We start from the raw sequence: 22546 nt of genomic DNA on the forward strand, positions 1-22546 counted from the left end.
GTTCTTCTTCGCTCTCTGCGATTTCAATCTTAAAAGTGCGGCTCATGGTTATTTTAATTTATCGAGTTTGTTTCCTCTATTATATGCACCTTCATATTAAACTGGTATTGCTAGTTAAATATTTATGTTGTAATTCATCGGGAATTTTAATTGGACGACCATTTTGCAAGTCCACAAATGCACCCTTCTGTGTAGCAACTGCGGCTAACTGATTGTTAGATAAAATCTCTGCTTGTACAGTCCATTTTAAGCGTCCTAAATCACTCGCCCATAAGCGACCTATTACTTGATCAATCAACTTGATAGGACGTTTATATTCAATTTCTGTCCCAGCCAGTATAGGTACATATCCTTGTTCCATTAGCTGATTAATTGGCAAATGTTCTTCTAAAAACTTGAGACGCAAATCCTCTAGCCACTTAATATACACAATATTGCTGACAATCCCCGCAAAGTCTATGTCATAAGTTCTTACAGGTATTGTTAACACTACTTCTAATGGTCTATGTGAGTTGTCTGTTGTTAGCATAATTACTCCTACTTCTTTAAGACCTATCGGTCTGTTTTTGCACAAAAAAATTACAGCCTCTTGAGGATGGGTTACAAGTATAATCTCAAACTTCTACTTTATAGTTGAGATTTAACTCATCCCCCGGTACACCCCTAATACCCCAATTGTGTTTTGCAGTTTCAAAAATCGTGATTTCGATATCATCAACTGCTATTTGTAGTTGTTCGTGAGTTTCCTTAAAAATTTCTTGCAATAAATGTTTTTTAGTATCTACTGCACGTCCTTCAAACATAATAATTTCAATAATCAGATAATTTTCAGTTCTATCAGGTGGATAGTAGAAATCTGTTTTATCAAGGGGAAAAAAACGATGAAATTTTTTCTCAGGACTCATCTGTAAAACCTTCACTAGAGCAGCATGAATGATATCTGATAGTTCTGCTTTAATGGGGTTTAGTGTTTGTGCTAAACCATAAACTTTAATTTGTACCATGAATTTTTAGGGTATTTTCTGTGTAATGATTTAGGTGATTAACAGCCCTTTGCATATAAAGGGTATCGTCATAAAGGTTGCTCATCATAATCGCACCTTCTAAAGTGGCAACTATGATAGTGGCAATTTCCTCAGCGTTAACATTAGGCTGAATTTCTCCTTTTTCAATTCCCATTTGAATAATTCGCCTAATCATATTCAGCCAGGAGTTCATCGCCTGTTGAGTGCGTCCTCGTAATGCAGGATGTGCATCATCACTTTCCACAGCCGTGTTTAGTAGTGGACATCCTCCCGCAATGGGTGGGTTTTCTGCAAAACTACTGAACACAGCAATCAGTGCTTGCAGGCGTTCTAGTGCGTGACGTTTACTACGTAGTGCAATTCTATAGTGTTTGCTGATGGATGCGATCGCATAATCGAAAGCTTGCAGTGCTAGTTCATCTTTGCTTTGGAAGTGGTTGTAAATTCCTCCTTTTTGTAATCCCGTCACACGCATGATGTCAGAAATCGACGAACCAGCATATCCCTTTTGGTTAAACAGTTCCGCCGCTTGTTGGAGGATTCGGGTTTTTGTTTCTTCACCTTTAGACATCTTATTTACCGACCAATTGGTCTGATTGAAAATAACATAATAACTACTGGCAAGTCTAGATATTGGGAATTAAATAATTATGAGTGCTGAGTGAGATTAAACTCAGCACTCATGACTCAGCACTGATCCGTTCCCAATTCCTACGCCGAGAGAGTTAAAATTTTCTCAACTACTTGAGAGTCTACATCTTGCTGTTCACCTAAGATTGCTAAACCATGCTTTTGTAGATTTTCCACAACTAGAGGAATGGTTTCCAATCCTACACCGTAGTCAGATAGACGGGTGCGGACACCGACAGACTCAAAGAAATTACGAGTTTTAGCGATCGCCTCATTTATCCTTTCTTCTTCGGAACCATCGACAATATTCCAGACTCGCTCTGCATATTGTAGGAGTTTTTGCCACTTGCGATCGCGTCTAATTGAGAGAGTACTGGGTAGGACAATCGCTAAAGTTTGAGCATGATCTAAACCATGCAGCGCTGTCAATTCATGACCAATCATGTGGGTAGCCCAATCTTGGGGTACTCCTGCACCGATTAACCCATTAAGTGCTAAGGTTGCAGACCATACCAAATTTGCCCTAGCATCGTAATCTGTGGGGTTAGCTAGAGTTTTTGGCCCCTCCTCAATCAACGTTTTCAGAATAGATTCAGCCCATCTGTCTTGTAACGGTGCATTGACTGGATAAGTCAAATACTGTTCCATTACATGAGTGTAAGCATCAACAATGCCATTGCCAATCTGTCGGGGAGGTAGGGAAAAAGTGGTTTCCGGGTCGAGGACGGAGAAACGAGGAAACACCAAGGAACTGCTAAAGAACAGCTTTTCTTTGGTTTCCCACTTAGTAATAACCGAACTAGTGTTCATTTCCGAACCTGTGGCGGGTAGGGTCAACACCGCCCCAAAAGGTACAGCCGCAGTTACAGGAGCGTTTTTTGCCAAAATATCCCAAGGATCACCAACAAAAGGAACCGCAGCAGCAATAAACTTAGTACCATCAATAACCGAACCACCCCCAACTGCTAAGACAAAATCGATACCTTCGTTACGTATTAATTCCACAGCTTTCAAGAGAGTTTCTAGATGGGGATTGGGTTCAATTCCACCAAACTCAAACACATTCCTTCCAACCAACGCAGACTTAACTTGGTCATAAACACCATTGGCTTTGATGCTACCTCCACCGTAGGTAATGAGAATTTTGGCATCAGTCGGAATTTCCGCAGCAATATTAGCGATTTGACCTTTGCCAAACAGAATTTTGACTGGGTTGTAAAAAACAAAGTTATCCATGAGTGTTTAAACCAGGGTATGAGATTTCACCTTGTGTATTGTAATCAGTTTTAATATTTCTTCACATACATCCGTTGTTGTTGTAAAATTTTGACCTATAACTAGGCGATCGCTTGTGTAATTTGTCACATGATCGGCTAGCTTGCTTTGAAAAAATCTAGAAGACAAACACAAAAACCCAGATGATATTAAAATTACGTTAAACATTGAATCAGAAGCCAATGCAGATATTTCAAGTAATAGAAGAAGTCATTAAAAAACCACCCATTCCTCATGAACCATATAAGCAATCATTGAAAGCCTGGGCAATGTATTGTCTACGTGATAGAGGTTTTAAAGTTATTTACGCTCAAAATGCCGATTTTGCTATTGAACCCAAGAGCGGAGAAAAACTATACTTTAAAGTTTCCAATAGTACCGTTGACCCAGATAGTTCCATTAGCTGGATAGTTTGGGATAGCACAACCAAAAGTGCTAGTTTGATTCCACCAAAATCTTAAGCTAACTTTTGAAAAGAGTTAGAGGTTAGAGGTGAAAAACTAGACTTTTTGAACCAAAACGCTGCTCATCACCCCGCTACTACTAACATAACTGAGCCATTCACAGAACAATCTGATAATCAACCATAAAAAACTCTGTTCTCTAGTCCCTATCCTCTAGCTTCTAGTCTCTAGCATCCTAATAATGATATGTTTTTTCGAGTCAAAGCTAATCAAGCCTTGTTGTTGTAATTTACCCATCAATCGTGTAACTGTAACCCTAGTAGTACAACAAGCATTAGCAATATCTTCATGTGTGAAACGTACACTTAAGCGAATTCCTTCGGATACAGATTCACCAATTTCTTGTTGCAAAAGCTTTAATAGATGGTACAGTCTATCTTCTACTCTTCGTCTTCCAGCAATTACTAAAAAAGATTCAGTTTGTCTTAAGCGCTGATTGATTTTTGGTAGCAGGATATGACTAAGCATCGGGGTAACGGCTATTTCACTGGAATTGATTGATACTAATTCCACATCAGAAAGAGCTGTAGCTTGGTAAATAGGTAGCGAAGTCATACTAGAACCAAATACCATGTGTGTTTTTGCTAAACCCATCAATACTTCTTCGCCTGTTTCAGAAAAAGTACTCAATTTAACTAAACCTTGGCGAACATACCAAATTACTAATGGATTGAGGGGAATATTTTCTCCTTTAGGATATATATATATTGGACGGTCTTGACTGAGATAATTTTCATTATTGACCAATCCTAAATCTTTCTGTTGACGTTCATTAATATGACGTAACAACCAGCGCAGGGAATTTATTTTACCATTTTGATTGCGAACTACAGCTAATGTTAAAACTGCATCAAAAGATTCACCGTGAAATTGCTGTAAGCGCACTACTAACTCTTTAACTTTATCAGACTGTAATAATTGATTGAGTTCACCGCGAAAGCTTTCTCGTTCTTCGAGGCGAATGAAATTAATCATTGATTGATCTAATAAAATATGTTTTGGTGCATTAAGTAACTTTACTGCTGTCAGGTTAACTTCTTGAATAATTCCTTCTGCATTGGTTACTAAATACCCATCTGGCGCAAACTCAAATAAATTATAGTAGTGTTGACGCTCTGCTTCTAATAAACTCCGTGTTTGTAAAAGTTCCTCATTTTGGTGATAAAGTTCTTCTGCTGCTAGTTGTACTAACTTTGAGTTACTATAAAGTTCCTTAAAAGCTTGTGGTAGTAAATCTGGTGGAATCCAAGGCAAAACACTAGCAGTTTGATATAAATCCGCTAGTTGTTTGTGTAATGCTTCTGCTCGTTGGATAAATAGTTCTATATTCACTGTAGATGCCCAAGATTTGCCGACAGATGTTAATTAATCAAGTTCAATCTGTAATTTAATAGGAATAACAGCACATCTGAAACTGCCAATGGCGAAACTTACAACAAATGCAATTAATACCCAAAATATGGCTCCAAGAGTATATTTATTCGGTAGTACAAATAATATTTTGAAACATAAAAAAATTAATATTGTGAAAATTGATTCCAAAATGCTACTTAAATAAAACTAACAATTATTAATATATTTTAAAAATTACATATTATGAATTGCTAATTTTAAATGGAAACTATATAGATAAACTTATAGATTACTACTTTTGACTGGTGTTTAACTCTACCTATAGTGGTAAAATTTGCAAAAATCAGCAAAATCTGGATTTAATAGCCGTTTTTATGAGTTAATGCTTTTTTATTAAAATAGTATTGACGTTGTCTTCATCATTGTTAATTACTGATCATGAGTGAGACTATTCATCAGCATAGCTATGAGTATATAGCCTTGCGTCTGCCTCTAGCATCAGACTATTAAAACAGAAATGCGATCGCCTGTCCTAAAATATGAATGAAGTCTATGCGTGGGTTCCATGACCAAGCCCCTGACCACACCAGTTCTGTGATTCGCTGGCAAAAATTTATGGTTCTTGTGCTTTAACCTGCTCATTCTGCCAAATATAAGCCAATTAAGAAATTTTGGTAATTCCTGAAAAATTTCAAAAAATGATTTTTTCTCTTCTTTACAAGTTTTACGCAAGCTTATACAGCCACTATTTGACCAATTGACATTTAAACAGGTAATGTCTGTCTCTTCTTACAACTGGAGTTCATAAGCTCTTTTCTCTACAGCATTATATTAAATTACTATAGGGCTACTATTTGATTTTTAAATTATAGTTAGGGTGGGTAATGCCTAACATATCTGGTTGTTTGTGGTCATTGTCCACCCTACTGATACTTAGATTTTTTGCATAATCGAATCGGATTCCTAAACAGTATTAGCCCCGAAACAAGTTACCATAAAAATTCTAATTCATCATACTTTGATGATTTTGTTGTAAGGCCTTACGCAACCAAGGTGGAGGATTAGTTTTCAGAGTCTGCACTAGTTTATTCAAAAGATAGATAATATCTTCTTTATTTGAGCGTGGTTTAATTGGCATCACACCTTTTTTGATTAACTTAGCAGCAGCAGTACCGCCAATTGATGCCACATACACAATTTTACAGTCAGATAAGGCTGCTATTTTCTGACCTACTTTATCATCACTTTCACCATCTTTAGCTTTAGGTATTGCAGCTTCTTCTTTTTGAGCTTTTTTGCAATCACTTTTACTATGTTTGCAGCCACTTTCATTTTTTTTGGTTGTATTTTCAGTAGTTTGAGAAATTTCCTGATTAAAGAAGAGAGTTTCGAGAAATTCATAACCGCCATCTGAAATTTCGTAAACATCAATTTCTTGCGCCCAACCAAAGTGAGAATTAATATTAATTCTGTCACTTGTAGCAAATGCTATTTTCATTTTTGTCTTCCTCTATTCATCAGTTACAACTAACTGTTAATAATTCCTGAAGCGTTCTTTGGGTTGATTGACAAGCCGATTGCTGCCAAATTTAAATAACAATTGCCGATTATTGTGATAGGTAACTGTACTACGCTGTGAAGAATAAGCAAGTAGTGAATTAATCGCTTAGGTATTCTTACACAGAGACAGTTAGCAATTAGCAAATCGGCATCCGCAGAGAATGATTCTAAAACCTCTATAGCCCCGAAAACAATTTCATCAACTGGTAGTTTTTCAAGGCTCTTACTATTTATCTTAGGCTCAATTCTTTTAGTGTGGTGGGGATTGAAGAAATTTTTCAGCCCTTTATTTCCCAAAACCTAGATGTGCGATGCCCAACCTCACTGGTAAAATCTCTTTTTATTTCTCTGTGTCTTTCGTATCTCCGTTGTTTAAAAGTTTTTTATTTAACCACAAAGCCACAGATAACACAGTAATCAGAGGCTAGAGATATTTATTTTTCAGAATGCTTACGGTAGAAAATCATCCATAAGGTATCTACAAGTAAACAAACACTTTCAGCTACGATAGCGATCATACAATCCCACAGCTACAGGTAGATTGAATTGTGTTGCGAATGAGACGGTGGAGGAACAACCATAGATGGAACATTACAGACAGCTTGTTTGGGTACATTTTCATGATGCCGACTATTTTAGTTTTGGGAACTTTTGTAGTTCTGCCTATTCTCTACGCTGTTTTTCTTTCGCTCAACAAAGTTCAACTGTTAGGTGGTATTGCTTATCAATTTGTTGGTTTTCGTAATTTTGCTCGATTAGTTGATGATGAATTAGTTTGGATTGCCTTAAAAAATACAGCAGAATATGTTGCTATTGTGGTGCCAACTCAAACTTTTTTGGCATTGCTTCTAGCGGTGACATTGAATGCTGGTATTCGTGGTAAAAACTGGTGGCGAATCCTTTATTTTTTACCAACGGTGACTTCTTCAGCCGTACTAACCCTGATTTTTATGTGGATTTATAATACCGATGGGCTATTAAATGATTTTCTAGCTTTTGTCGGACTTCCTACTTATAACTGGTTAGGTGATCCGTCTGTGGCTCTCAAAGGTATCATGCTGATGAATATTTGGTCAACAGCACCATTTTATATGGTGATATATTTAGCTGCATTACAAGATATACCCACAAAAATTTACGAGGCGGCAGAATTAGACGGGGCAAATTGGTGGCAACAATTTATTTACATTACAATTCCCTTGCTCAAGCCTGTAACTTTTTTTGTAATAGCGGTAGGAGTAATTGGTACTTTTCAATTATTTGACCAATCTTATATTTTTTCTGGTGGTACTGGCGGCCCGAATAATGCCACACTGACTGTAGTGCTGCTGATTTATCAAACAGTATTTCGTTATTTACAGATGGGATATGCGGCGGCGATCGCCTTTTTATTAGCCACAGTAATTATTATGATCACTCTGATTCAGCAACAACTATTTAAAGGTGAAAAAATGTGATTAAAATTTCTACTTTTTCCTGGCTCAAATTACTTTTATATATTTTATTAACTACCTACGGAATTATTACTCTAATTCCTTTTTTGTGGGCATTATCAGCATCATTTAAGCCCCTATCAGAAATTGTTAGTGGTACGCCAAATTTTTTACCTCAAAATTTTACTCTGGATAATTACAGACAAATTTTCTTACAAGAACCATTATTTTTACGCTGGCTATTTAACAGTTTGGTAATTGCCATCAGTGTTACTTTGCTTAATTTACTGTTCAACTCGATGGCGGGTTACGCTTTAGCAAGATTGCCCTTTGTGGGTAAAGATTTTTGGTTTTTCTTAATTTTGGCAGTGTTAGCAGTACCAGCCCAAATTACACTGATTCCCACATTTTTGATTTTAAAAGTGATCGGTTGGCTGAATTCTTACCAGGGGATGATTGTACCCAGTATGGTAAATGCCACCTTTATTTTTATGATGCGACAGTTTTTTATTAACTTTCCTAAAGAACTAGAAGAAGCAGCACAACTAGATGGTTTAAATACTATAGAAATTTTCCGTTACATTATTTTACCTTTAGCAAAACCAGCATTAGCAGCACAGGCTGTTTTTGTCTTCATGGGCAGCTGGAATAATTTCTTGCTACCAGTAGTTATATTATTTGAGCCAGAAATGTTTACCCTACCCTTGGGTTTAAATACCTTCAAAGGTCAATACATCAGCTACTGGAATTATATCATGGCTGCTTCTATGGTCTTCACCATACCAGCTTTAAGCATTTACGCCTTCTTCAACCGCTACTTTATTCAAAGTGCCACATTCACCGGTGGTAAAGGATAGTTTAGTCAATAGTCAATAGTCATTAGTTTCCCCCTCCTCTCCTCCATCACCTTCATCTTCTCTATCTCCCCCATCCCCTGATCCCCAGTCCTCAATTTTCGGCGACAAATTGCACTCTTAACATGATATTGGTATTACAGCGACTTAATCTCTATATGTCAGTTAACAAACATCATGGGTTGTATAAACCTAGCGATCGCCTTTGGCGGGCGGGTACGCCATCGCAGAGATAACAAAGTGTTATCTCGATGGAGATTGAGTCTGGTTTTATTTAGCTGTGTTGAGCGTCAAAAACTTTAAGGGGAAACATGTTTAGAAGACTTATTGGCGTTGTTGTGGTTACTGTTTTACTGACGTTTCAGTTGATTGTCGGTAGCGCAACGGCTGTGGAACTGGACGAAGCTACCCGGACAGTACCATTAAATGCTGACGGTGATACTATCACACTCAGCCTTAAACAAGTAAAAGAAGGCAAACGTTTATTTCAATACGCTTGCGCCCAATGTCACGTTGGCGGTGTTACCAAAACCAACCAAAACGTGGGACTCGAACCAGAAGCACTGGCCTTAGCCACACCTAACCGTAACAATATTGAGGGTTTGGTGGACTACATGAAGAACCCCACCACCTATGATGGGGAAATAGAAATTTCCGAATTACACCCCAGTCTCAAGAGTGCTGATATTTTCACAGCAATGCGAAATTTGAAGGATGATGACCTAAAGGCGATCGCTGGTCATATTCTTCTACAACCAAAAATTCTTGGTGACAAGTGGGGCGGCGGCAAAATCTACTACTAAAGCCAGTATTATTGAGTGAGTGCTGAGTACTGGGTACTGAGTGCTGGGTGCTGAGACAATGGGAGTAAGTATTTGAACTTTCATCCTAATTCCCAGACTACACAGTACTCAGAACACAGTACTCAGGATTTTTCCGAGTAATATACTTGTAAGCTTCTAATGCTACGTCAATTCTTAGCTTGGTTCTTTACTAAAATTATTCCAGCCTCTAGACTCTATTTCTATCAATCTGCATACACTAAAACGAAAAACATTTCACAAAGAAAAAATAAAAATTTTTATTTTATTATTTTTTTACCCATAAGCTTCTGAGTGTCATGCAATCTAGTGCTTCGTGGTGATTGCAGAATATTTTGCTATTTATTTATAACCATCAGAAAAAAAATTTTCCTGATCTACGACAGATTGTCATATTTGGTCTTGATTTTATTTAAAATGAAATAAGAAAAATAAAAACTACGGTTAGGAGAATGCCATGAAATTTATTGCGGCAAGCTTGCGGCGCTTGAGTCTAGCTGTATTAACTGTTCTTTTAGTTGTTAGCAGCTTTGCTGTGTTTACACCCTCTGCTGCGGCTGAAACATACACAGTAAAACTGGGTAGTGATAAAGGGCTGTTAGTATTTGAACCTGCAAAGTTGACAGTTAACCCAGGCGACACCATTGAATGGAAGAACAACAAAGTTCCTCCTCATAATGTTGTGTTTGATCCTGCGCTCAACCCAGCTAAGAGTGCTGATTTAGCTAAATCTTTATCTCACAAACAGTTGTTGATGAGTCCTGGTCAAACTCAAACAACCACTATCCCAGCAGATGCACCAGCAGGTGAATACACTTTCTACTGCGAACCCCACCGTGGTGCTGGTATGGTAGGAAAAATCACTGTTGCAGGCTAGAAATAGCACTATTGCTAGATGATTTTCTAGGCTCCGCAGCAAAACTAGCCAAGAGCGACACCCCATAATTAATAGTGGTGACGAGTCCTATCCAGCCAAGAGTGACAAATGTAATGTAGCGAAGTCAGGAATGGACTCGTCACTGTGAATTTTGGGCAAATTTTCCTTAAATCGTCAATCTCAGAAATTTAAAGTATATACTCTCCATAGAGTCATAGATGATTCTGATGCTTCTGGTATCAGCTACTAGAGCTTGATTGAGAGGAAAATATTTTGAGAACAATTTTATTACTATTACTGTTGGCGATCGCTATATTTAAACTTACATTTATCAGTCCAGCCCTAGCCGTTGAGATACCAGCAGGGGCAAAAATTTTTAATAATAACTGTGCTTCCTGCCACATAGGTGGTGGAAATATACTAATAGCCGAGAAAACCCTAAAAAAAGCAGCGTTATCAAAATACCTGGAGAATTATGAGACAAACTCAATCCAGGCTATTATCCATCAGGTGCAATATGGCAAAAATGCCATGCCTGCCTTCAAAGATAAATTAAGTAACCAAGAAATTTTAGAGGTAGCTGCTTACATTTTTCAAAAAGCAGAACAAGATTGGTCAACACTGGAAAAAGAAGGATAGAGGAAAATGAGGAAGAGAGTATAGGTAAAATGCTTAATCTCCCCTACCTCTTTCCTCCAATTTTATCTTTCCGAGGAATTAGACTCTTGTCTTTGCTGTTGCTTTTGTCTAGCTTCACGCAACTTTTCTAGGAGTGTTTGACTAGATTCCACCGTTGAAGATAGCTGATTGTTATTAGCTGTCGGCTCAGGTGACTCCTCAACAGTTGGTGTTTGTCCAGGCTGATCTTTTTTGAGTTGTAGTTGTGTTGAGGGTTTAGGAGTAGCTTCTCTCAACTGTAGTTGGGGTAAAGGTTTAGGAGTAGTTACTGGTGCAGTTGCTGGTTGATTCACATTCACTAGCGGAGTAGAAGGTAGTTTAGGAATCACGACAGCAGGAGTTTTATCTTCGGTCGCCGCAGTATTATTGCCGTTGTTTTGAATACTCAAGCTAAATGGATAACGGCTAATCTGTCTGTCTCCCTTAGGAGCATTTTTCGTGAAATATTCCCTTGCTTTTAATTGCAAATCAGGGGCAATAGTCTTGTCTTGAAACTTAATATCTAAAACTTTGCCTTCAGTATCAACAACTAAGAAACCCAATACAGTACCTTCAAGCCCTGGTTTATCCGTGGGAACTGTGCTACGAATAACAGCTTTTTCTTGCGAATTTGGGTACTCTTGCTGAAGCGCTTTTCGTAGGTCTTCGTATGAGTTTATCTTGGCAATTAATCCTTGTCCAGACCCTTGTTCAATATTCTCCAAGGGTAACTCAGGTGTTTTGAGTGTAGAACCTTGCTGCCATTTTGGTACACTTGCACCAGCAAAAGCTAATTCGTCTCCTGGTTTGGGGGTTTGGACGATAGGTGCTACTTGGGGTTGGATTGGAGCCACTCTAGCTACATCATTACTAGAAACGGTCGCTGGTGGAGTTGTATTACTGGGGAGATTCGGCGGCAAGTCATCGGGGAGTTTCGCCGCATTCAATTCAGGCAATTTATCTACAGGCAGAGGATTAGGCGCTTCTGGTATTACTTCCCTCTCATTAAAACTGGGAGGAGTTGTTGGTGTAAATTTTTCTCCAATCGCATTAAAACCAGAGTTATCAAATCGAAAATCTCTTCTAGGTAATTGGCGCAGAGGCTGACTTCTGGGTAAGGCGGCAATACGATAATTATCAGGTGTTGTATAAACGGGTGGTAGTGATATTGGTGGGGTTATGGGTGGCGGTAAAGGAGGTAAACTAGTCGTCTGAGCATCAAAACCAGGAAGGTTGCTCAGTTGTGGTTGTTGTGGAAATTGCGGTTGTTGTGGAAATTGTGATTGTAGGGGTAGCTGTCCTGGCAAACCAACTTGATTTGTATCTGGACTTTGTGGGAGACGGTTTTGATCTGCTTGACTGAGTTCTAAAACGCCAACTGAATTTGGTGATGATTCATTAGATTTATTAGAATCTACTGGCATCAACGGCACAATCAATGCAATAGCACCGTGGATGCCAAGAGAGGCTATTGCTGCCATCCCAGTTGGCTGTCCTAAGATTTCTGGTATATTTTTTAACAGGGAGACGTAAGACATAGCTGTTATCGTTCACTCGGCTCGGTTGCAGTTGACTAGCAAAGAAATTTTATCTTGAATGCAATAAATGCGCCCTTATTAAAAATGATAACTGTCTATGTTGGCACTCAACTGATGATAATTGCCTCTTTGTTAACTTTTTATTTTTTTACTGAAGCAACATTGCAGTTTCTGGTTGCGCTTGCCAAGGGTGATATGAAAAATATCCACTGTGAATTTTGCTTTTGATGAGTTGCGCTATCCAAGCTTACACATAAGGTAGTTATCCATTGGGGCGATCGCATCCATCTAAATGTATAGATAGTAAAAATACACTAGCCCCTCATCCCTTGTTTTCTAGGTAGTTGCGTTCCTGTAAAATTGTGGCAAGCCGCGATATGCTACCACATCTGCTTCTCCCGAAAATGTGGCCTGCTTTGCTATTTCCCTGACCATCATTTCCAATTCTCTTGAAGTTTGTTGTTGTACTATTTGGAAACACAAAATTCTTCATAAAGATGCCATTACCTACTGTTATTGTCCCTGGCTATTTAGAAAACGCGATCGCTTACCAGCAACTAGCAGCATCATTACAACAATTAGGTTTTCCTACAGTTACAGTACCTTTGAGACGGCGGGACTGGCTTCCTTTAATTGGCAGTAGATCAGTCGCGTATATTATGCAGCAGCTTGATTATACCGTCAAACAAGTTTTACAAGAACATCATGCTACTCAAGTCAACTTGATTGGTCACTCGGCTGGAGGTTGGATTTCTCGCATTTATTTGGGTGAAAAACCTTATGCAGCAAGCGGTAAGGTGCAAACATCTCCTTGGAATGCCCATCCCTTAGTAGCTAATCTCGTTACCCTGGGGACACCTCACATTAGCCAAGAACGTTGGACACGTTGGAATTTAGATTTTGTGAACAACAACTACCCCGGAGCTTTTTACAAAAACGTCCGTTACGTTTGCGTAGCGGGAAAAACTATTTTTGGCGAAAGACGGCGAGGCGGCTGGTTAGCTTACAGCAGTTACCAATTAACTTGCGGCATAGGTAACACGTGGGGCGATGGGATCACACCAATTACATCTGCTCATTTGATAGGTGCAGAAAATCTTGTTATTGATGGTGTCAGACATTCCCCTAGAAACCCAGGCATTTGGTATGGCTCTCCAGAACCCTTGAAAATTTGGGTGCAGTATTTAGGTTGAAAAAAAAGGGTTATATCAATTCAAAATTCAAAATAGCCTACGGCTAGGCTTCCGGTAACAAAATTCAAAAAGCTAGATATAACAAGGGGTAGAGAGTATATATCTGTCGCATTATTGTTTCAAATTGGGGTTGGAGGTGAGAAAAGAGAAATTTTATGCTCTTGTACTTGATTCGGATGGGCGTTTAGTTTAGAAAATTAGATTGTTTTTAATATAAATACAGATATATTAATATTTCTTAAGTTAAAATTTAAGAAAATACATACTAAACAAATAACAGGAGGGGTGAACTATGCAAAACACCCAGTTTGATAGAATTCTGCGGCGAATCGCAACAGTATTATCGGTCGTGATGCTTTCCCTGTGCCTGATTTATGTATCTACAGGAATCTTGTTGTCTTTTTATTACGAACCAACAGCAGGCGGGGCTTATAGATCATTGAGAATGATTGATACTCAAGTAGCCTACGGCTGGTTATTCCATCGCGCTCATGATATTGCTGGTAATGCGATGATTATGATCGCCTTAGTGCAGATTGTCGTCATGTTTTTAGGACGGCAATTCCGTAATAGTTGGCTAATTGCTTGGGTAAGTGGAATTTTCTTTACATTGAGTGCGATCGGTCTGGATTGGACAGCAATGATCCTAGACTGGACTCAAGAAGGCTATTGGCGTTTCAATATCGAGTTGGGTAATATCGAAGCAATTCCTCTCGTTGGAACGCTGTTGAGAGATATACTTACTGGTGGTGGTGCTATTAGCAGCCTGACAGTCCTGCACCTTTACACACTACACAATTATTTAATTTCCGTTGCTGCGCTAACTTTTGCTGTCGTACATTTGTCTGCTTTACTATGGCAAGAACGACAAATGTATGCCCAAACAAGGAATGAAATCATTCAACTGACAGAAGCATCACTAGCAGAAAGTTGAGGCGTTTTCCCTAAAGGTACTTCTTCCACCTCTGGTAACTTTTCTAGAACCAGGGGTGTGGATTGACTAGCCCCAGATAAGCGTTTTAACAAGTTCGGTCTGGAGTCATGTAACAGGTAGATAATGCGATCGCCTACTTCCCATTCCCGGTTTGCTGGGATAATTTGTAAGCGTTCACCTCTTTCTACCAACAACGGCACTAAAACTCCAGTCCGAATTTTTTCTTGGATATGTTCCTGCTGACTAGCAAAGTCCGATTCACTGAGAGTAGTCGTCCCTAACTTCACTCGCCCATCATTGAGATATTCATTCCAAGTCTTAATCGCCAAGTCTGAAACAAAAGCTTGGCTAACTTTATTATTGGCTGAACCATTAGCTTGGGGATCACGGGGAAAAACAGCTAAAACACGCGGTGGATTAAATTCCTCAGCCGCCCTTTGAGCTAAGACAAAATTTACCTCCCCATTACTAGTCATCGCCAAAAAAGTTCCCATTGAGGCTAGTCCCGCCTCTTCCAAAACTTCACCATCCAATGCACTACTAGCAATCACTCGCAAATTTTGAGCTTCAGCTTGAGCAACACTTTCGGGATCAGTGTCAATCAGGACCACATTTTCACCCCGTTCTTGAAAGAATCGAGCAATTAACAGACTCAAAGGATTACAACCAACAATCACAGCCCCCGTGGCTTGTTGAGAAGTGATTCGCAAGCACTTCGCCACCCAACCGGCTGTCAGTCCTTGACAAACCACCGTCATGATGATTGTGAGAAAAACTAAAGCCTTAATTGAATCACCACCATTAATCCCACGCTGAGTTAGCAAAATCGCAAACAAAGACGCAACAGAAGCAGACACAATTCCTCTAGGAGCAACCCAGCTCAAAAATAACTTCTGTCGCCAGTTTAAGTTACTTTTCCAAGTGCAACACAGGATATTTATTGGGCGAACAACGAACATTAAGACCAAAACAGTAAATAAGCTTCCCCAACCCAAAGCAAACACACTGGCGATGGATAAATCAGCAGCTAGCAGGATGAAGAGGACAGAGACACTGAGAATCGTCAGTTGACCTTTGAAGCTGCGTAACGAACGTTCCTCTGGTACTGAGGAATTAGCAAATACTGCTCCGGCAACTACAGTTGTCATCACCCCCGATTCACTACGAATCATTTGCGCTAGGGTAAACAGACTCCATAGCACCGCCAACACTACCAAATTTTTCAACTCAGATGAGAGAACCTTGGCACGTTTAAAAATTAAACTCATGAAATAACCACCAGCCGCACCAATCGCCCCACCAATACCCAACCGCATGAGTAAACCGATAATGGCGTTTACTGGATCTGCATCACCGTTAACGATGGTATCTAGCACCACGAAGGCTAGAATCGCTCCCACTGGGTCGATAATAACTCCTTCTCCCTCTAACAAGGTTGCCACTTGGCGATCTACATTGATTTGTTTGAGCAGAGGACTAATTACCGTAGGCCCTGTCACTACGACTATAGAAGCGTAGAGAAAAGCTATATTCCAAGGAAATTCACCAAGCCAGTGAGCCGCCATACTACCCCCAATAAGGGTGATCAGCGTCCCTAATGTGACGAGTAATTGCAGGCTGAGAGAAACTCTACCTAATTCGCGCAAATCTAGGTTTAATCCACCTTCAAACAGAATTATTGCCGTTGCTAGGGCAACAATCACTTCTAGCCCCGTACCGAGTAATTGGGGATGTAATAACCCCACCCCATCAGCACCTAGCAAAATGCCCAACAGCAGCAAAAGGACGATACTGGGTACACGCAAATAAGCCGCCAAAACTTGAGCGCCGATGCCTGCAAAAACAGCGATCGCCATCTGTAGGGTAACTTCAAATGATGCTTCCATATTTTAGATTTTGAGTGATTTCTTTCAAAATCCTTTGTAAAGAAAAATAAATATCATCTTTACAGGTTACAACATTAAACAGTTTGTACCTAAGTGAATTTAGAGTTTTTTCCATACTTGGTTATTCACATTACTCCATTTGTAGCTGATTAGTCATTAGTTACCCTTGCTCTGCCCCCGCCAAGTCCCCAAATTTTTTTTCTGCACAACCTATTGACATCATCTAAAAAATCAGTTAATTTATAAAAGGTCTGAGATTGATGCCCCCATCGTCTAGAGGCCTAGGACACCTCCCTTTCACGGAGGTAACGGGGATTCGAATTCCCCTGGGGGTACTAAAAAAAACAAACTAAACCTAAACTGTGTAAGTTTAAACGGTTATTTAAAATTAATATCCTTCAGAAATAAATCTGAAGGATATTAATTTTCAGCTTAGAAATTCTGGTTGGCTAAATACTCTACTCGCTGGTAAATTGCCAGCAGATTAGACCTCAGATCCTTACTCAGACGACGCTCAATAATAGTAATTGGCATAGTTAACTTAGGCCAAACTTGGATTGTGTAACAGAGATCAGTGCCAGTAATATCACCAAGGAGATAAGGGTTTAAACACCAACTACCAGAAAAACCTTTAAAATCCCCTTCTACCATTTGAAAATTTATTTCTTTGGGGAAGTATTCTTCTAAATCTAGAACTACACGGGCGCAAAAGTTGAAATTAAGTAAACGCTGAGAGCCAATTTGTTCGAGTCTAATACCACCGTTTGGATGTTCCAGTAGACAACTCTTAGCGAGGTTGGGAATGAAGTCACCTAAGGCTTCATAGTTTGTCAGCACCTTCCAGACTTGTTCTACTGGTTGGGGAATTTGTACTCTAGCGGTAATTTGCCGTTGTCGGTCGGCGATTTTTTCAACTTGGACTTCTATCGAGGGTAAATTGTCTGCACTTGCAACCAATTCGCCATCTAAATCGGGATTAAATTCCAAGTCTTTTGTTGTGTTGTATTGTTTAGTCACTGTCAGAATATGGTGTGCTTTCATCAGAAAACTGGGGCAAAGTCAGGGTGAAGCAAATTTCGCTGAGTTGAGAATCGGGAATTGGAGTACTCTCAACAGCGATCGCTCCATTTAAGTGCTGCACTAAGGACTTGACTAAAGCGAGTCCCAAGCCAGTCCCTGGAGTCCAGCGACCTCCTCTACCACGACGGAACCTATCAAATATATAAGTCGCCTCTTGTTCGGAGATGCCACGTCCTGTGTTAGTCACTTTAATGATAACTTGATCGACAAGCTGATCAACTTGGTGACTGGCGTGCAGGTGAATGATGGTATCACGCTCCGAGTATGTATAGGCATTATTTAATAACTCTTGCAAGATGCGGTCAAAACTTTCCAATTCTGTTTGGAGTTTTAACGGTTCATCTGGTATGTCTAAATCTATACTTAATCCTTTATCTGCCAGTTTTTTGGCTAAAGAATCACTTAAATCTTGAATTTTGCTGTTTAAATCAATATTTTCCACCTGTGGTGGTTCTTGCTCAGATTCTAGTTTCTGGAGAGTTAGCAAGTCATTAATTAAGTTAATTTCCTTAGCACATTCATTCTCCAGAATCTCTAAGTATTTCACCTGACGTTCTGCGGGTATTCCTGGTAGACGCAGATTTTTGATTGACATCATCATATTCGTCAGAGGGTAGCGCAGGCGATCGCTGATGTTGCTCATAAATTCATCTTTGAGCTGGTTCAGTTCCCGCAACTGGTCTACATATTGCCGCGTTCTTTCGTGTAGTTTCGCTTGTAGTTCCAGGCTGCTTTGGAGTTTTGCCGTGCGCTCATCTACTAATGTCTGGACTTGTCGCAGTGTTTTTGATTGAATAATGGCATTGCTGACTTGAGCGCAAACCATTTCCACCAAATTTAACTCAGCTTGTTGCCAGTTGCGAGACACGGACTGCTGTAGCACTAAAAAGCCTAATATTTTACCTTGGTTTTCCAATGGCATTAACAACACTGCTGGCAGTTCTGTAATAGCAAATAAGGAAGCAACTGTGGAGTTATCCTGTAGGTCTGTATAATCGTTGATGATGACCGGTTTACCCGCATCTTGGAACACCCTTTGACATAACCCACAATCAGCCAAGGAAAAAGATCCAGACAGGGAATCTGTTTGGTAAGCATTTTCCCTGCGCCACTCACCAACTACATCAGCTTTGGCTTGAGGAATTTGTTTTTTAACGGGAGTTCTAAATAGTGGATCTGTGTATTTCAGTAGGATCAGCAAACCACGATCCGCCTGTAAACATTCAGCAGTAGATGCTATGGCCAGTTGGAGCATTTGATTTAACTCCAAGTTGCTACGACTTAGTATAGTTAATTGTTTAATTAAGCTTTGATGTTGATTACTTTTTTGTAAGTATTGCTGCTGAGAAGAAATTAACTGTGCTTGTGTCACTTGAGAAAAAGCGATCGCACAAGACGAGGCGATCGTCTTCAGTAGTAGCTTTTCTGACTCATCCCAGTCATAAGATTGAAATTTAATCAGACTAATGACACCATTATTTTTTCCGCCAAAGAGAGTAGGAATCGCCAACACAGCCTTGATTGGTAATGGCAAATGTTGACACCCAACTACTAAACTATTGCGGATCAAGGAAATCTCATCGATATTGCGCGGTTCTGCTGCACATTGCAAAACTGGTAATTCCATCAGAAATCTTTCGGTCGAGAACATCTCATTAGAGAGGGGTATTCCCAGATATTCATCAGAACACCAGTTAGCTATTGTTGTTTGCGTTGATTCCTCGTTAGTAACTGTAACCAAGCAGCAACAATCTACATTTGTGGCAGTCCCCACCAAGTGAGCAATCTCTTGCAGCATCGCTGCTGTGGCTGGACAACTGGCAACAATTTGATTAATCTTGTGTGCCAACTCGTGGGCTGTTTCTTCCTGATGTTGCATCAGTTTGACTGGGTAGGGTTGTAGTCGCTCTGATCCATCAAGGTACTGCGGCGGCAATAATAAACGCTTTTTCATTCCTAATATGCTCTGAGTTTGTTACCCCATTTTTTATGCACCCAACTTTTTGGCATATTATTCACCTTGAGTTGTCTTGCTGCACCTGATGGATGGGAGATTCTTGATGACAATTTTCTTTCATCTGTTATAGCCCCTTTCTATTGCAGATGATCAATTTATCAGTAAATTAAACTAATTTATACATGAGTGTCACAACTTGCCAAGATTATTAAATTCCTGATCAAGCTAGTATTTGGTTTTTTATTGCCAGTTCAAATAAATAGCTTTGACTCAGAATACCTTGCTTGTAACTATACATAAACCGTAATTTCTCTAGATTGGAAAACATAACTTAATTGTGATTAACCGCATTAGTACTGTTGTGACTAAAATCACAAATGAAGGTGTTTGACAAAATTCTAGCCACTGTCGTTTTGGTATATTGTGTTGAAAAATCGGGAAACAACTTGATACTCAGATAACAAAAAAATTTTATGAGTTTATCACTCATCTAATTAGAAAAACTTATGATTATTTTAATTTTACTTTTAATAATCTATAGCCCTTTATTAATTACATTAATAATGTAAGTATGTCAAGCTAAGTTATACCCCCGATCTCAAAGGTGGGAGTGGGGAGTAGGAAGTTCTAAGTAAAAAATGCTTAATCTGTAACCTAATGACAAATACAGCCTAGTCACTCACGAGAGTAACTGGGCTGCACTGATCTAAATAGAAAACTAGCCAGCTAAACTCTCGACACTTAGCGGAACCATATCGCCATTTCTGGTTAATCCTAATAACATCGGTTGCTGGGGTTGGATAAGTTGACCTGTAAGTACACAACGTTCTTCTTGTTGAGCTGTGGCGGCTATACTGGCTCGAATATCGGCTCGTGAAAATCGCGGTTTCCACTCACCAGATTTTTGCTGGACATAATTCCAAAGGATATCGCGGATGAGTGCCTGATATCCCTGATTGCCAGCGATTTCTTTGAGTTTCTCTTTCAGTTCTCGCTCTAAACGGATGCTGGTAACTTCCATGTCAGTTGTTGGCGTGCGAGCGATTGTATGCATGATTTTTCTCCTTAAACTATGGACAAGATAGTAATACAAGTGTAGTATGTTTAAAGAAATGTTCAATAGGTGAAATTTTCTGTGAAATCCATTTACCCCATCTCTACTTCCTTAAATGCGACCAAATCCCGATTTAATTGGGAATTAGGCGTTGTGGGAGTGGAGTATTTATTTATGGGCGATGGTAGCTGCGATGGTCTGCGACCCGCCTTTGGCGATCGCGCACAAATCACAGAGGAAAATCATGAATTTATATATGTCAGCATTGATGGGCTCAATGCCAAACTACAACTAGATACCAGAAGCGGGAGGTACAGACAGAGATATGCTGTACGAAAATAAGACCAAGAATATCACGGTCTATTTCTCACCCCCGCTTCAGTCAAACCAGAAGCGGGGGTTTTTTATTAAGGAGTGAAGCTGTGGCTATCACAATGCCAGTGTTAGAGCAATCTGTGGTGGTATTTTCACAAAATTACTTGCCACTGTGTCGGGTCAATATCAAGCGAGCAATCGTGCTATTGCTAACAAACAAAGCTGAACCATTGGTTAGTTATACAGAAAATGGGTGGCGGGTTCACTCACCCAGCTTGATAGTTGATGTACCAAAAAATATCCGCCTGAAAATTGCTTCTATTGAGAGGACATGGAAAGTTCCGCCTGTAAATCGGCGAGAAATTTTGCGGCGAGATCATCACAGTTGCCAATATTGCGGTAGCAGGAAGCGGCTGACCCTAGATCACGTAATTCCCAGGTCTAGAGGTGGTTCCCACACTTGGGATAACGTCGTTGCAGCTTGTGAAAGATGTAATTCTCGAAAGGGAGACAGAACTCCGGTGGAAGCTGGTATGCAATTGCGTACTAAGCCAAAACCACCAGTTCACCCGGCGGTAGCGTTTGCAGTTAGTGATGCTTGGCGTAATAGCGCCAGACAGTTTTGGATAGATGTGCAGGCAAACCTGGAGTAGCAGGAGAGCAGAAGGAATGCTGAAATTAACTTACACTGAGAACAGTTTTTATTTGGAATGTCTGACGCTATCACTGGAGGAATGGGTAGCGCAACGAGTGATTTTCACACTAAGAGTAGGTCAAAACCTGTGTGTTCAACCTAGTACTGCTTCCTTTTTATTACCTGTAGATTTACCAGGAATTGAAGCGCTGAAAGCTGAAACCAGACGCGCTGATAGTGAAATTATCGATTTGACTACTTGTGATGCTGAGTATTTAGAAGTAAATCTAAGAGGTTCTTGGTTATCTGATGGCTTTGAGGATGCTGATGGTGTATTTGTGACTATGATGAGCGATCGCACAGAGTTTTTTGTCAATAAACTATGGCAAGCAGCTCAAGCCTGCGCTTCTGTGATGAGCGAATAAATTATAGTAGTTGCGAATGCTGAGTCGTGAGCATTAATATTGACTTTAGACTCAGCATTTACCACATACGAAAAGAAGGAAAAGTCTTACAGCAAACGAAATATCAATGGATAGCGATAAGGTGTATTCGGCTCATTGGCAACCCTGATCACAGCAATAATAGGCATGATAATGCTTACTACCCATAAAGCGATTAGTAACACAATTCCAATGCCAACAAAAATAAGTAATCCAAATATAACGCCGCATACGTAAAGGTTGATGTGGAGATTCAAGGATTCTTTGGCATTTTCTTTAACTACTGGATCTTCATTGAGTAATAAAATCGCAACGGGTATGCCAATAGAGACTACTGTAGAGCTAAAAAATATCGCTCCATGACTGAGAACGGATAACAATTTGCGTTGCTCAAATCTTTCCATAGACCAACCCCCTGGTAATAAATAATCTAGTCTTAATTACAAATTACGAATTACGTCTAATGTGAATTAAAGAGAATGAGACTGGAAGGTGAGAACATCAATACCAAAAAGGCGGCGAAGCAATTTGCGTAGTGTGTGAGAGGCGATTTTGGCAGCAAT

24 protein-coding genes, 1 tRNA gene and 1 pseudogene are annotated in these 22546 nt (G+C 39.6%); 13 read left to right on the forward strand and 13 right to left on the reverse strand.

The window, feature by feature from the left end; genetic code table 11:
- Nucleotides 1–91: 91 nt before the first annotated feature.
- The 4 genes from H6G18_RS22645 to H6G18_RS22660 form a co-directional block, all read right to left on the reverse strand.
- Nucleotides 92–529: an acyl-CoA thioesterase gene (locus H6G18_RS22645; protein ID WP_190409350.1), complete on the reverse strand. Its 438-nt coding sequence runs from the start codon at nt 527–529 to the stop codon at nt 92–94.
- Nucleotides 530–614: 85 nt separating this feature from the next.
- Nucleotides 615–1004 carry a tautomerase family protein gene (locus H6G18_RS22650; RefSeq protein ID WP_190409351.1) on the reverse strand — a complete coding sequence of 130 codons (390 nt, stop codon included), beginning with the start codon at nt 1002–1004 and terminating at the stop codon, nt 615–617.
- Complete coding sequence (locus tag H6G18_RS22655) at nt 991–1596, reverse strand: TetR/AcrR family transcriptional regulator (protein ID WP_190409352.1); 606 nt, start codon at nt 1594–1596, stop codon at nt 991–993. The genes H6G18_RS22650 and H6G18_RS22655 overlap by 14 nt, the downstream gene beginning before the upstream one ends.
- 140 nt (nt 1597–1736) lie before the next feature.
- Nucleotides 1737–2891 (reverse strand): iron-containing alcohol dehydrogenase, encoded by a 1155-nt coding sequence (locus H6G18_RS22660; RefSeq protein WP_190409353.1) that lies wholly within the window; start codon nt 2889–2891, stop codon nt 1737–1739.
- Nucleotides 2892–3112: 221 nt separating this feature from the next.
- Between H6G18_RS22660 and H6G18_RS22665 the strand changes: the two genes are divergently transcribed.
- A complete protein-coding gene (locus H6G18_RS22665; protein ID WP_190409354.1) occupies nt 3113–3391 on the forward strand; it encodes a hypothetical protein in 279 nt (92 codons plus the stop codon).
- 156 nt (nt 3392–3547) lie between these two features.
- Here H6G18_RS22665 and H6G18_RS22670 read toward each other — a convergent pair whose 3' ends face one another.
- Together H6G18_RS22670 and nifX are read right to left on the reverse strand one after the other, a co-directional pair.
- Nucleotides 3548–4726 carry a helix-turn-helix domain-containing protein gene (locus H6G18_RS22670; protein ID WP_190409355.1) on the reverse strand — a complete coding sequence of 393 codons (1179 nt, stop codon included), beginning with the start codon at nt 4724–4726 and terminating at the stop codon, nt 3548–3550.
- A 1024-nt stretch (nt 4727–5750) separates the two neighbouring features.
- Nucleotides 5751–6245 (reverse strand): nitrogen fixation protein NifX, encoded by a 495-nt coding sequence (nifX, locus tag H6G18_RS22675; protein WP_190409356.1) that lies wholly within the window; start codon nt 6243–6245, stop codon nt 5751–5753.
- A gap of 619 nt (nt 6246–6864) precedes the next feature.
- Between nifX and H6G18_RS22680 the strand changes: the two genes are divergently transcribed.
- The 6 genes from H6G18_RS22680 (at nt 6865) to petJ (ending at nt 10931) form a co-directional block, all read left to right on the forward strand.
- Complete coding sequence (locus H6G18_RS22680; RefSeq protein ID WP_190409357.1) at nt 6865–7764, forward strand: carbohydrate ABC transporter permease; 900 nt, start codon at nt 6865–6867, stop codon at nt 7762–7764.
- Nucleotides 7761–8597 carry a carbohydrate ABC transporter permease gene (locus H6G18_RS22685; RefSeq protein WP_190409358.1) on the forward strand — a complete coding sequence of 279 codons (837 nt, stop codon included), beginning with the start codon at nt 7761–7763 and terminating at the stop codon, nt 8595–8597. Before H6G18_RS22680 ends, H6G18_RS22685 begins: the two co-directional genes overlap by 4 nt.
- Nucleotides 8598–8771: 174 nt before the next feature.
- Nucleotides 8772–8897 (forward strand): hypothetical protein, encoded by a 126-nt coding sequence (locus tag H6G18_RS25105; RefSeq protein WP_277875624.1) that lies wholly within the window; start codon nt 8772–8774, stop codon nt 8895–8897.
- 8 nt (nt 8898–8905) lie between these two features.
- Nucleotides 8906–9397, forward strand: a complete 492-nt coding sequence (gene psbV, locus H6G18_RS22690) for a photosystem II cytochrome c-550 (RefSeq protein WP_190409359.1) — start codon at nt 8906–8908, stop codon at nt 9395–9397.
- Between the two features lie 475 nt (nt 9398–9872).
- Complete coding sequence (petE, locus tag H6G18_RS22695) at nt 9873–10292, forward strand: plastocyanin (RefSeq protein WP_190409360.1); 420 nt, start codon at nt 9873–9875, stop codon at nt 10290–10292.
- A gap of 273 nt (nt 10293–10565) precedes the next feature.
- Nucleotides 10566–10931, forward strand: a complete 366-nt coding sequence (petJ, locus tag H6G18_RS22700; protein ID WP_190409361.1) for a cytochrome c6 PetJ — start codon at nt 10566–10568, stop codon at nt 10929–10931.
- Between the two features lie 62 nt (nt 10932–10993).
- Here the strand turns inward: petJ and H6G18_RS22705 are convergent, their stop codons facing one another.
- Nucleotides 10994–12487 carry a hypothetical protein gene (locus H6G18_RS22705; RefSeq protein WP_190409362.1) on the reverse strand — a complete coding sequence of 498 codons (1494 nt, stop codon included), beginning with the start codon at nt 12485–12487 and terminating at the stop codon, nt 10994–10996.
- A gap of 497 nt (nt 12488–12984) precedes the next feature.
- On the opposite strand from H6G18_RS22705, the gene H6G18_RS22710 reads away from it, so the two are divergent.
- Both H6G18_RS22710 and H6G18_RS22715 read left to right on the forward strand, forming a co-directional pair.
- Nucleotides 12985–13680 carry an esterase/lipase family protein gene (locus tag H6G18_RS22710; protein ID WP_190409363.1) on the forward strand — a complete coding sequence of 232 codons (696 nt, stop codon included), beginning with the start codon at nt 12985–12987 and terminating at the stop codon, nt 13678–13680.
- Between the two features lie 292 nt (nt 13681–13972).
- Nucleotides 13973–14614, forward strand: coding sequence for a cytochrome b N-terminal domain-containing protein (locus tag H6G18_RS22715; RefSeq protein WP_190409364.1), 642 nt, complete (start codon nt 13973–13975; stop codon nt 14612–14614).
- Here the strand turns inward: H6G18_RS22715 and H6G18_RS22720 are convergent.
- A complete protein-coding gene (locus H6G18_RS22720; RefSeq protein WP_190409365.1) occupies nt 14581–16500 on the reverse strand; it encodes a cation:proton antiporter in 1920 nt (639 codons plus the stop codon). The genes H6G18_RS22715 and H6G18_RS22720 overlap by 34 nt on opposite strands.
- A gap of 262 nt (nt 16501–16762) precedes the next feature.
- Here H6G18_RS22720 and H6G18_RS22725 point away from each other — a divergent pair.
- Nucleotides 16763–16835: transfer RNA gene (locus H6G18_RS22725), tRNA-Glu, on the forward strand.
- Nucleotides 16836–16932: 97 nt separating this feature from the next.
- Here the strand turns inward: H6G18_RS22725 and H6G18_RS22730 are convergent.
- From H6G18_RS22730 to H6G18_RS22740, 3 genes are all read right to left on the reverse strand, one after another.
- A complete protein-coding gene (locus H6G18_RS22730) occupies nt 16933–17541 on the reverse strand; it encodes an SRPBCC family protein (RefSeq protein ID WP_190409366.1) in 609 nt (202 codons plus the stop codon).
- Nucleotides 17510–19534 carry a sensor histidine kinase gene (locus H6G18_RS22735; protein WP_190409367.1) on the reverse strand — a complete coding sequence of 675 codons (2025 nt, stop codon included), beginning with the start codon at nt 19532–19534 and terminating at the stop codon, nt 17510–17512. The genes H6G18_RS22730 and H6G18_RS22735 overlap by 32 nt, the downstream gene beginning before the upstream one ends.
- A gap of 721 nt (nt 19535–20255) precedes the next feature.
- A complete protein-coding gene (locus H6G18_RS22740) occupies nt 20256–20591 on the reverse strand; it encodes a hypothetical protein (protein WP_011321131.1) in 336 nt (111 codons plus the stop codon).
- 69 nt (nt 20592–20660) lie between these two features.
- On the opposite strand from H6G18_RS22740, the gene H6G18_RS22745 reads away from it, so the two are divergent.
- The 3 genes from H6G18_RS22745 to H6G18_RS22755 all read left to right on the forward strand — a co-directional run bounded on the left by H6G18_RS22745 (nt 20661) and on the right by H6G18_RS22755 (nt 21965).
- The gene (locus tag H6G18_RS22745) at nt 20661–20933 is read left to right on the forward strand and encodes a hypothetical protein (protein ID WP_190409368.1); all 273 of its coding nucleotides are present in this window, start codon (nt 20661–20663) and stop codon (nt 20931–20933) included.
- A 92-nt stretch (nt 20934–21025) separates the two neighbouring features.
- Complete coding sequence (locus H6G18_RS22750) at nt 21026–21559, forward strand: HNH endonuclease (protein WP_190409371.1); 534 nt, start codon at nt 21026–21028, stop codon at nt 21557–21559.
- Between the two features lie 16 nt (nt 21560–21575).
- Nucleotides 21576–21965 carry an alr0857 family protein gene (locus tag H6G18_RS22755; RefSeq protein WP_190409369.1) on the forward strand — a complete coding sequence of 130 codons (390 nt, stop codon included), beginning with the start codon at nt 21576–21578 and terminating at the stop codon, nt 21963–21965.
- 86 nt (nt 21966–22051) lie between these two features.
- Here H6G18_RS22755 and H6G18_RS22760 read toward each other — a convergent pair whose 3' ends face one another.
- Both H6G18_RS22760 and H6G18_RS25385 read right to left on the reverse strand, forming a co-directional pair.
- The gene (locus H6G18_RS22760) at nt 22052–22387 is read right to left on the reverse strand and encodes a DUF4870 domain-containing protein (protein WP_190409370.1); all 336 of its coding nucleotides are present in this window, start codon (nt 22385–22387) and stop codon (nt 22052–22054) included.
- Between the two features lie 66 nt (nt 22388–22453).
- Nucleotides 22454–22546 (reverse strand): annotated as a pseudogene (locus H6G18_RS25385) (IS982 family transposase); the annotation flags it as partial.

This window comes from Anabaena subtropica FACHB-260 (assembly GCF_014697105.1).
Classification (GTDB): Bacteria; Cyanobacteriota; Cyanobacteriia; order Cyanobacteriales; family Nostocaceae; genus Trichormus; species Trichormus subtropicus.

Coding starts and splice junctions, on each gene's coding strand:
- H6G18_RS22645 (WP_190409350.1), bottom strand. CDS start 529: ATGCTAACAACAGACAACTCACATAGACCATTAGAAGTAGTGTTAACA.
- H6G18_RS22650 (WP_190409351.1), bottom strand. CDS start 1,004: ATGGTACAAATTAAAGTTTATGGTTTAGCACAAACACTAAACCCCATT.
- H6G18_RS22655 (WP_190409352.1), bottom strand. CDS start 1,596: ATGTCTAAAGGTGAAGAAACAAAAACCCGAATCCTCCAACAAGCGGCG.
- H6G18_RS22660 (WP_190409353.1), bottom strand. CDS start 2,891: ATGGATAACTTTGTTTTTTACAACCCAGTCAAAATTCTGTTTGGCAAA.
- H6G18_RS22665 (WP_190409354.1), top strand. CDS start 3,113: ATGCAGATATTTCAAGTAATAGAAGAAGTCATTAAAAAACCACCCATT.
- nifX (WP_190409356.1), bottom strand. CDS start 6,245: ATGAAAATAGCATTTGCTACAAGTGACAGAATTAATATTAATTCTCAC.
- H6G18_RS22680 (WP_190409357.1), top strand. CDS start 6,865: ATGAGACGGTGGAGGAACAACCATAGATGGAACATTACAGACAGCTTG.
- H6G18_RS25105 (WP_277875624.1), top strand. CDS start 8,772: ATGGGTTGTATAAACCTAGCGATCGCCTTTGGCGGGCGGGTACGCCAT.
- psbV (WP_190409359.1), top strand. CDS start 8,906: ATGTTTAGAAGACTTATTGGCGTTGTTGTGGTTACTGTTTTACTGACG.
- petE (WP_190409360.1), top strand. CDS start 9,873: ATGAAATTTATTGCGGCAAGCTTGCGGCGCTTGAGTCTAGCTGTATTA.
- H6G18_RS22705 (WP_190409362.1), bottom strand. CDS start 12,487: ATGTCTTACGTCTCCCTGTTAAAAAATATACCAGAAATCTTAGGACAG.
- H6G18_RS22710 (WP_190409363.1), top strand. CDS start 12,985: ATGCCATTACCTACTGTTATTGTCCCTGGCTATTTAGAAAACGCGATC.
- H6G18_RS22715 (WP_190409364.1), top strand. CDS start 13,973: ATGCAAAACACCCAGTTTGATAGAATTCTGCGGCGAATCGCAACAGTA.
- H6G18_RS22720 (WP_190409365.1), bottom strand. CDS start 16,500: ATGGAAGCATCATTTGAAGTTACCCTACAGATGGCGATCGCTGTTTTT.
- H6G18_RS22730 (WP_190409366.1), bottom strand. CDS start 17,541: ATGAAAGCACACCATATTCTGACAGTGACTAAACAATACAACACAACA.
- H6G18_RS22735 (WP_190409367.1), bottom strand. CDS start 19,534: ATGAAAAAGCGTTTATTATTGCCGCCGCAGTACCTTGATGGATCAGAG.
- H6G18_RS22740 (WP_011321131.1), bottom strand. CDS start 20,591: ATGCATACAATCGCTCGCACGCCAACAACTGACATGGAAGTTACCAGC.
- H6G18_RS22750 (WP_190409371.1), top strand. CDS start 21,026: ATGCCAGTGTTAGAGCAATCTGTGGTGGTATTTTCACAAAATTACTTG.
- H6G18_RS22755 (WP_190409369.1), top strand. CDS start 21,576: ATGCTGAAATTAACTTACACTGAGAACAGTTTTTATTTGGAATGTCTG.
- H6G18_RS22760 (WP_190409370.1), bottom strand. CDS start 22,387: ATGGAAAGATTTGAGCAACGCAAATTGTTATCCGTTCTCAGTCATGGA.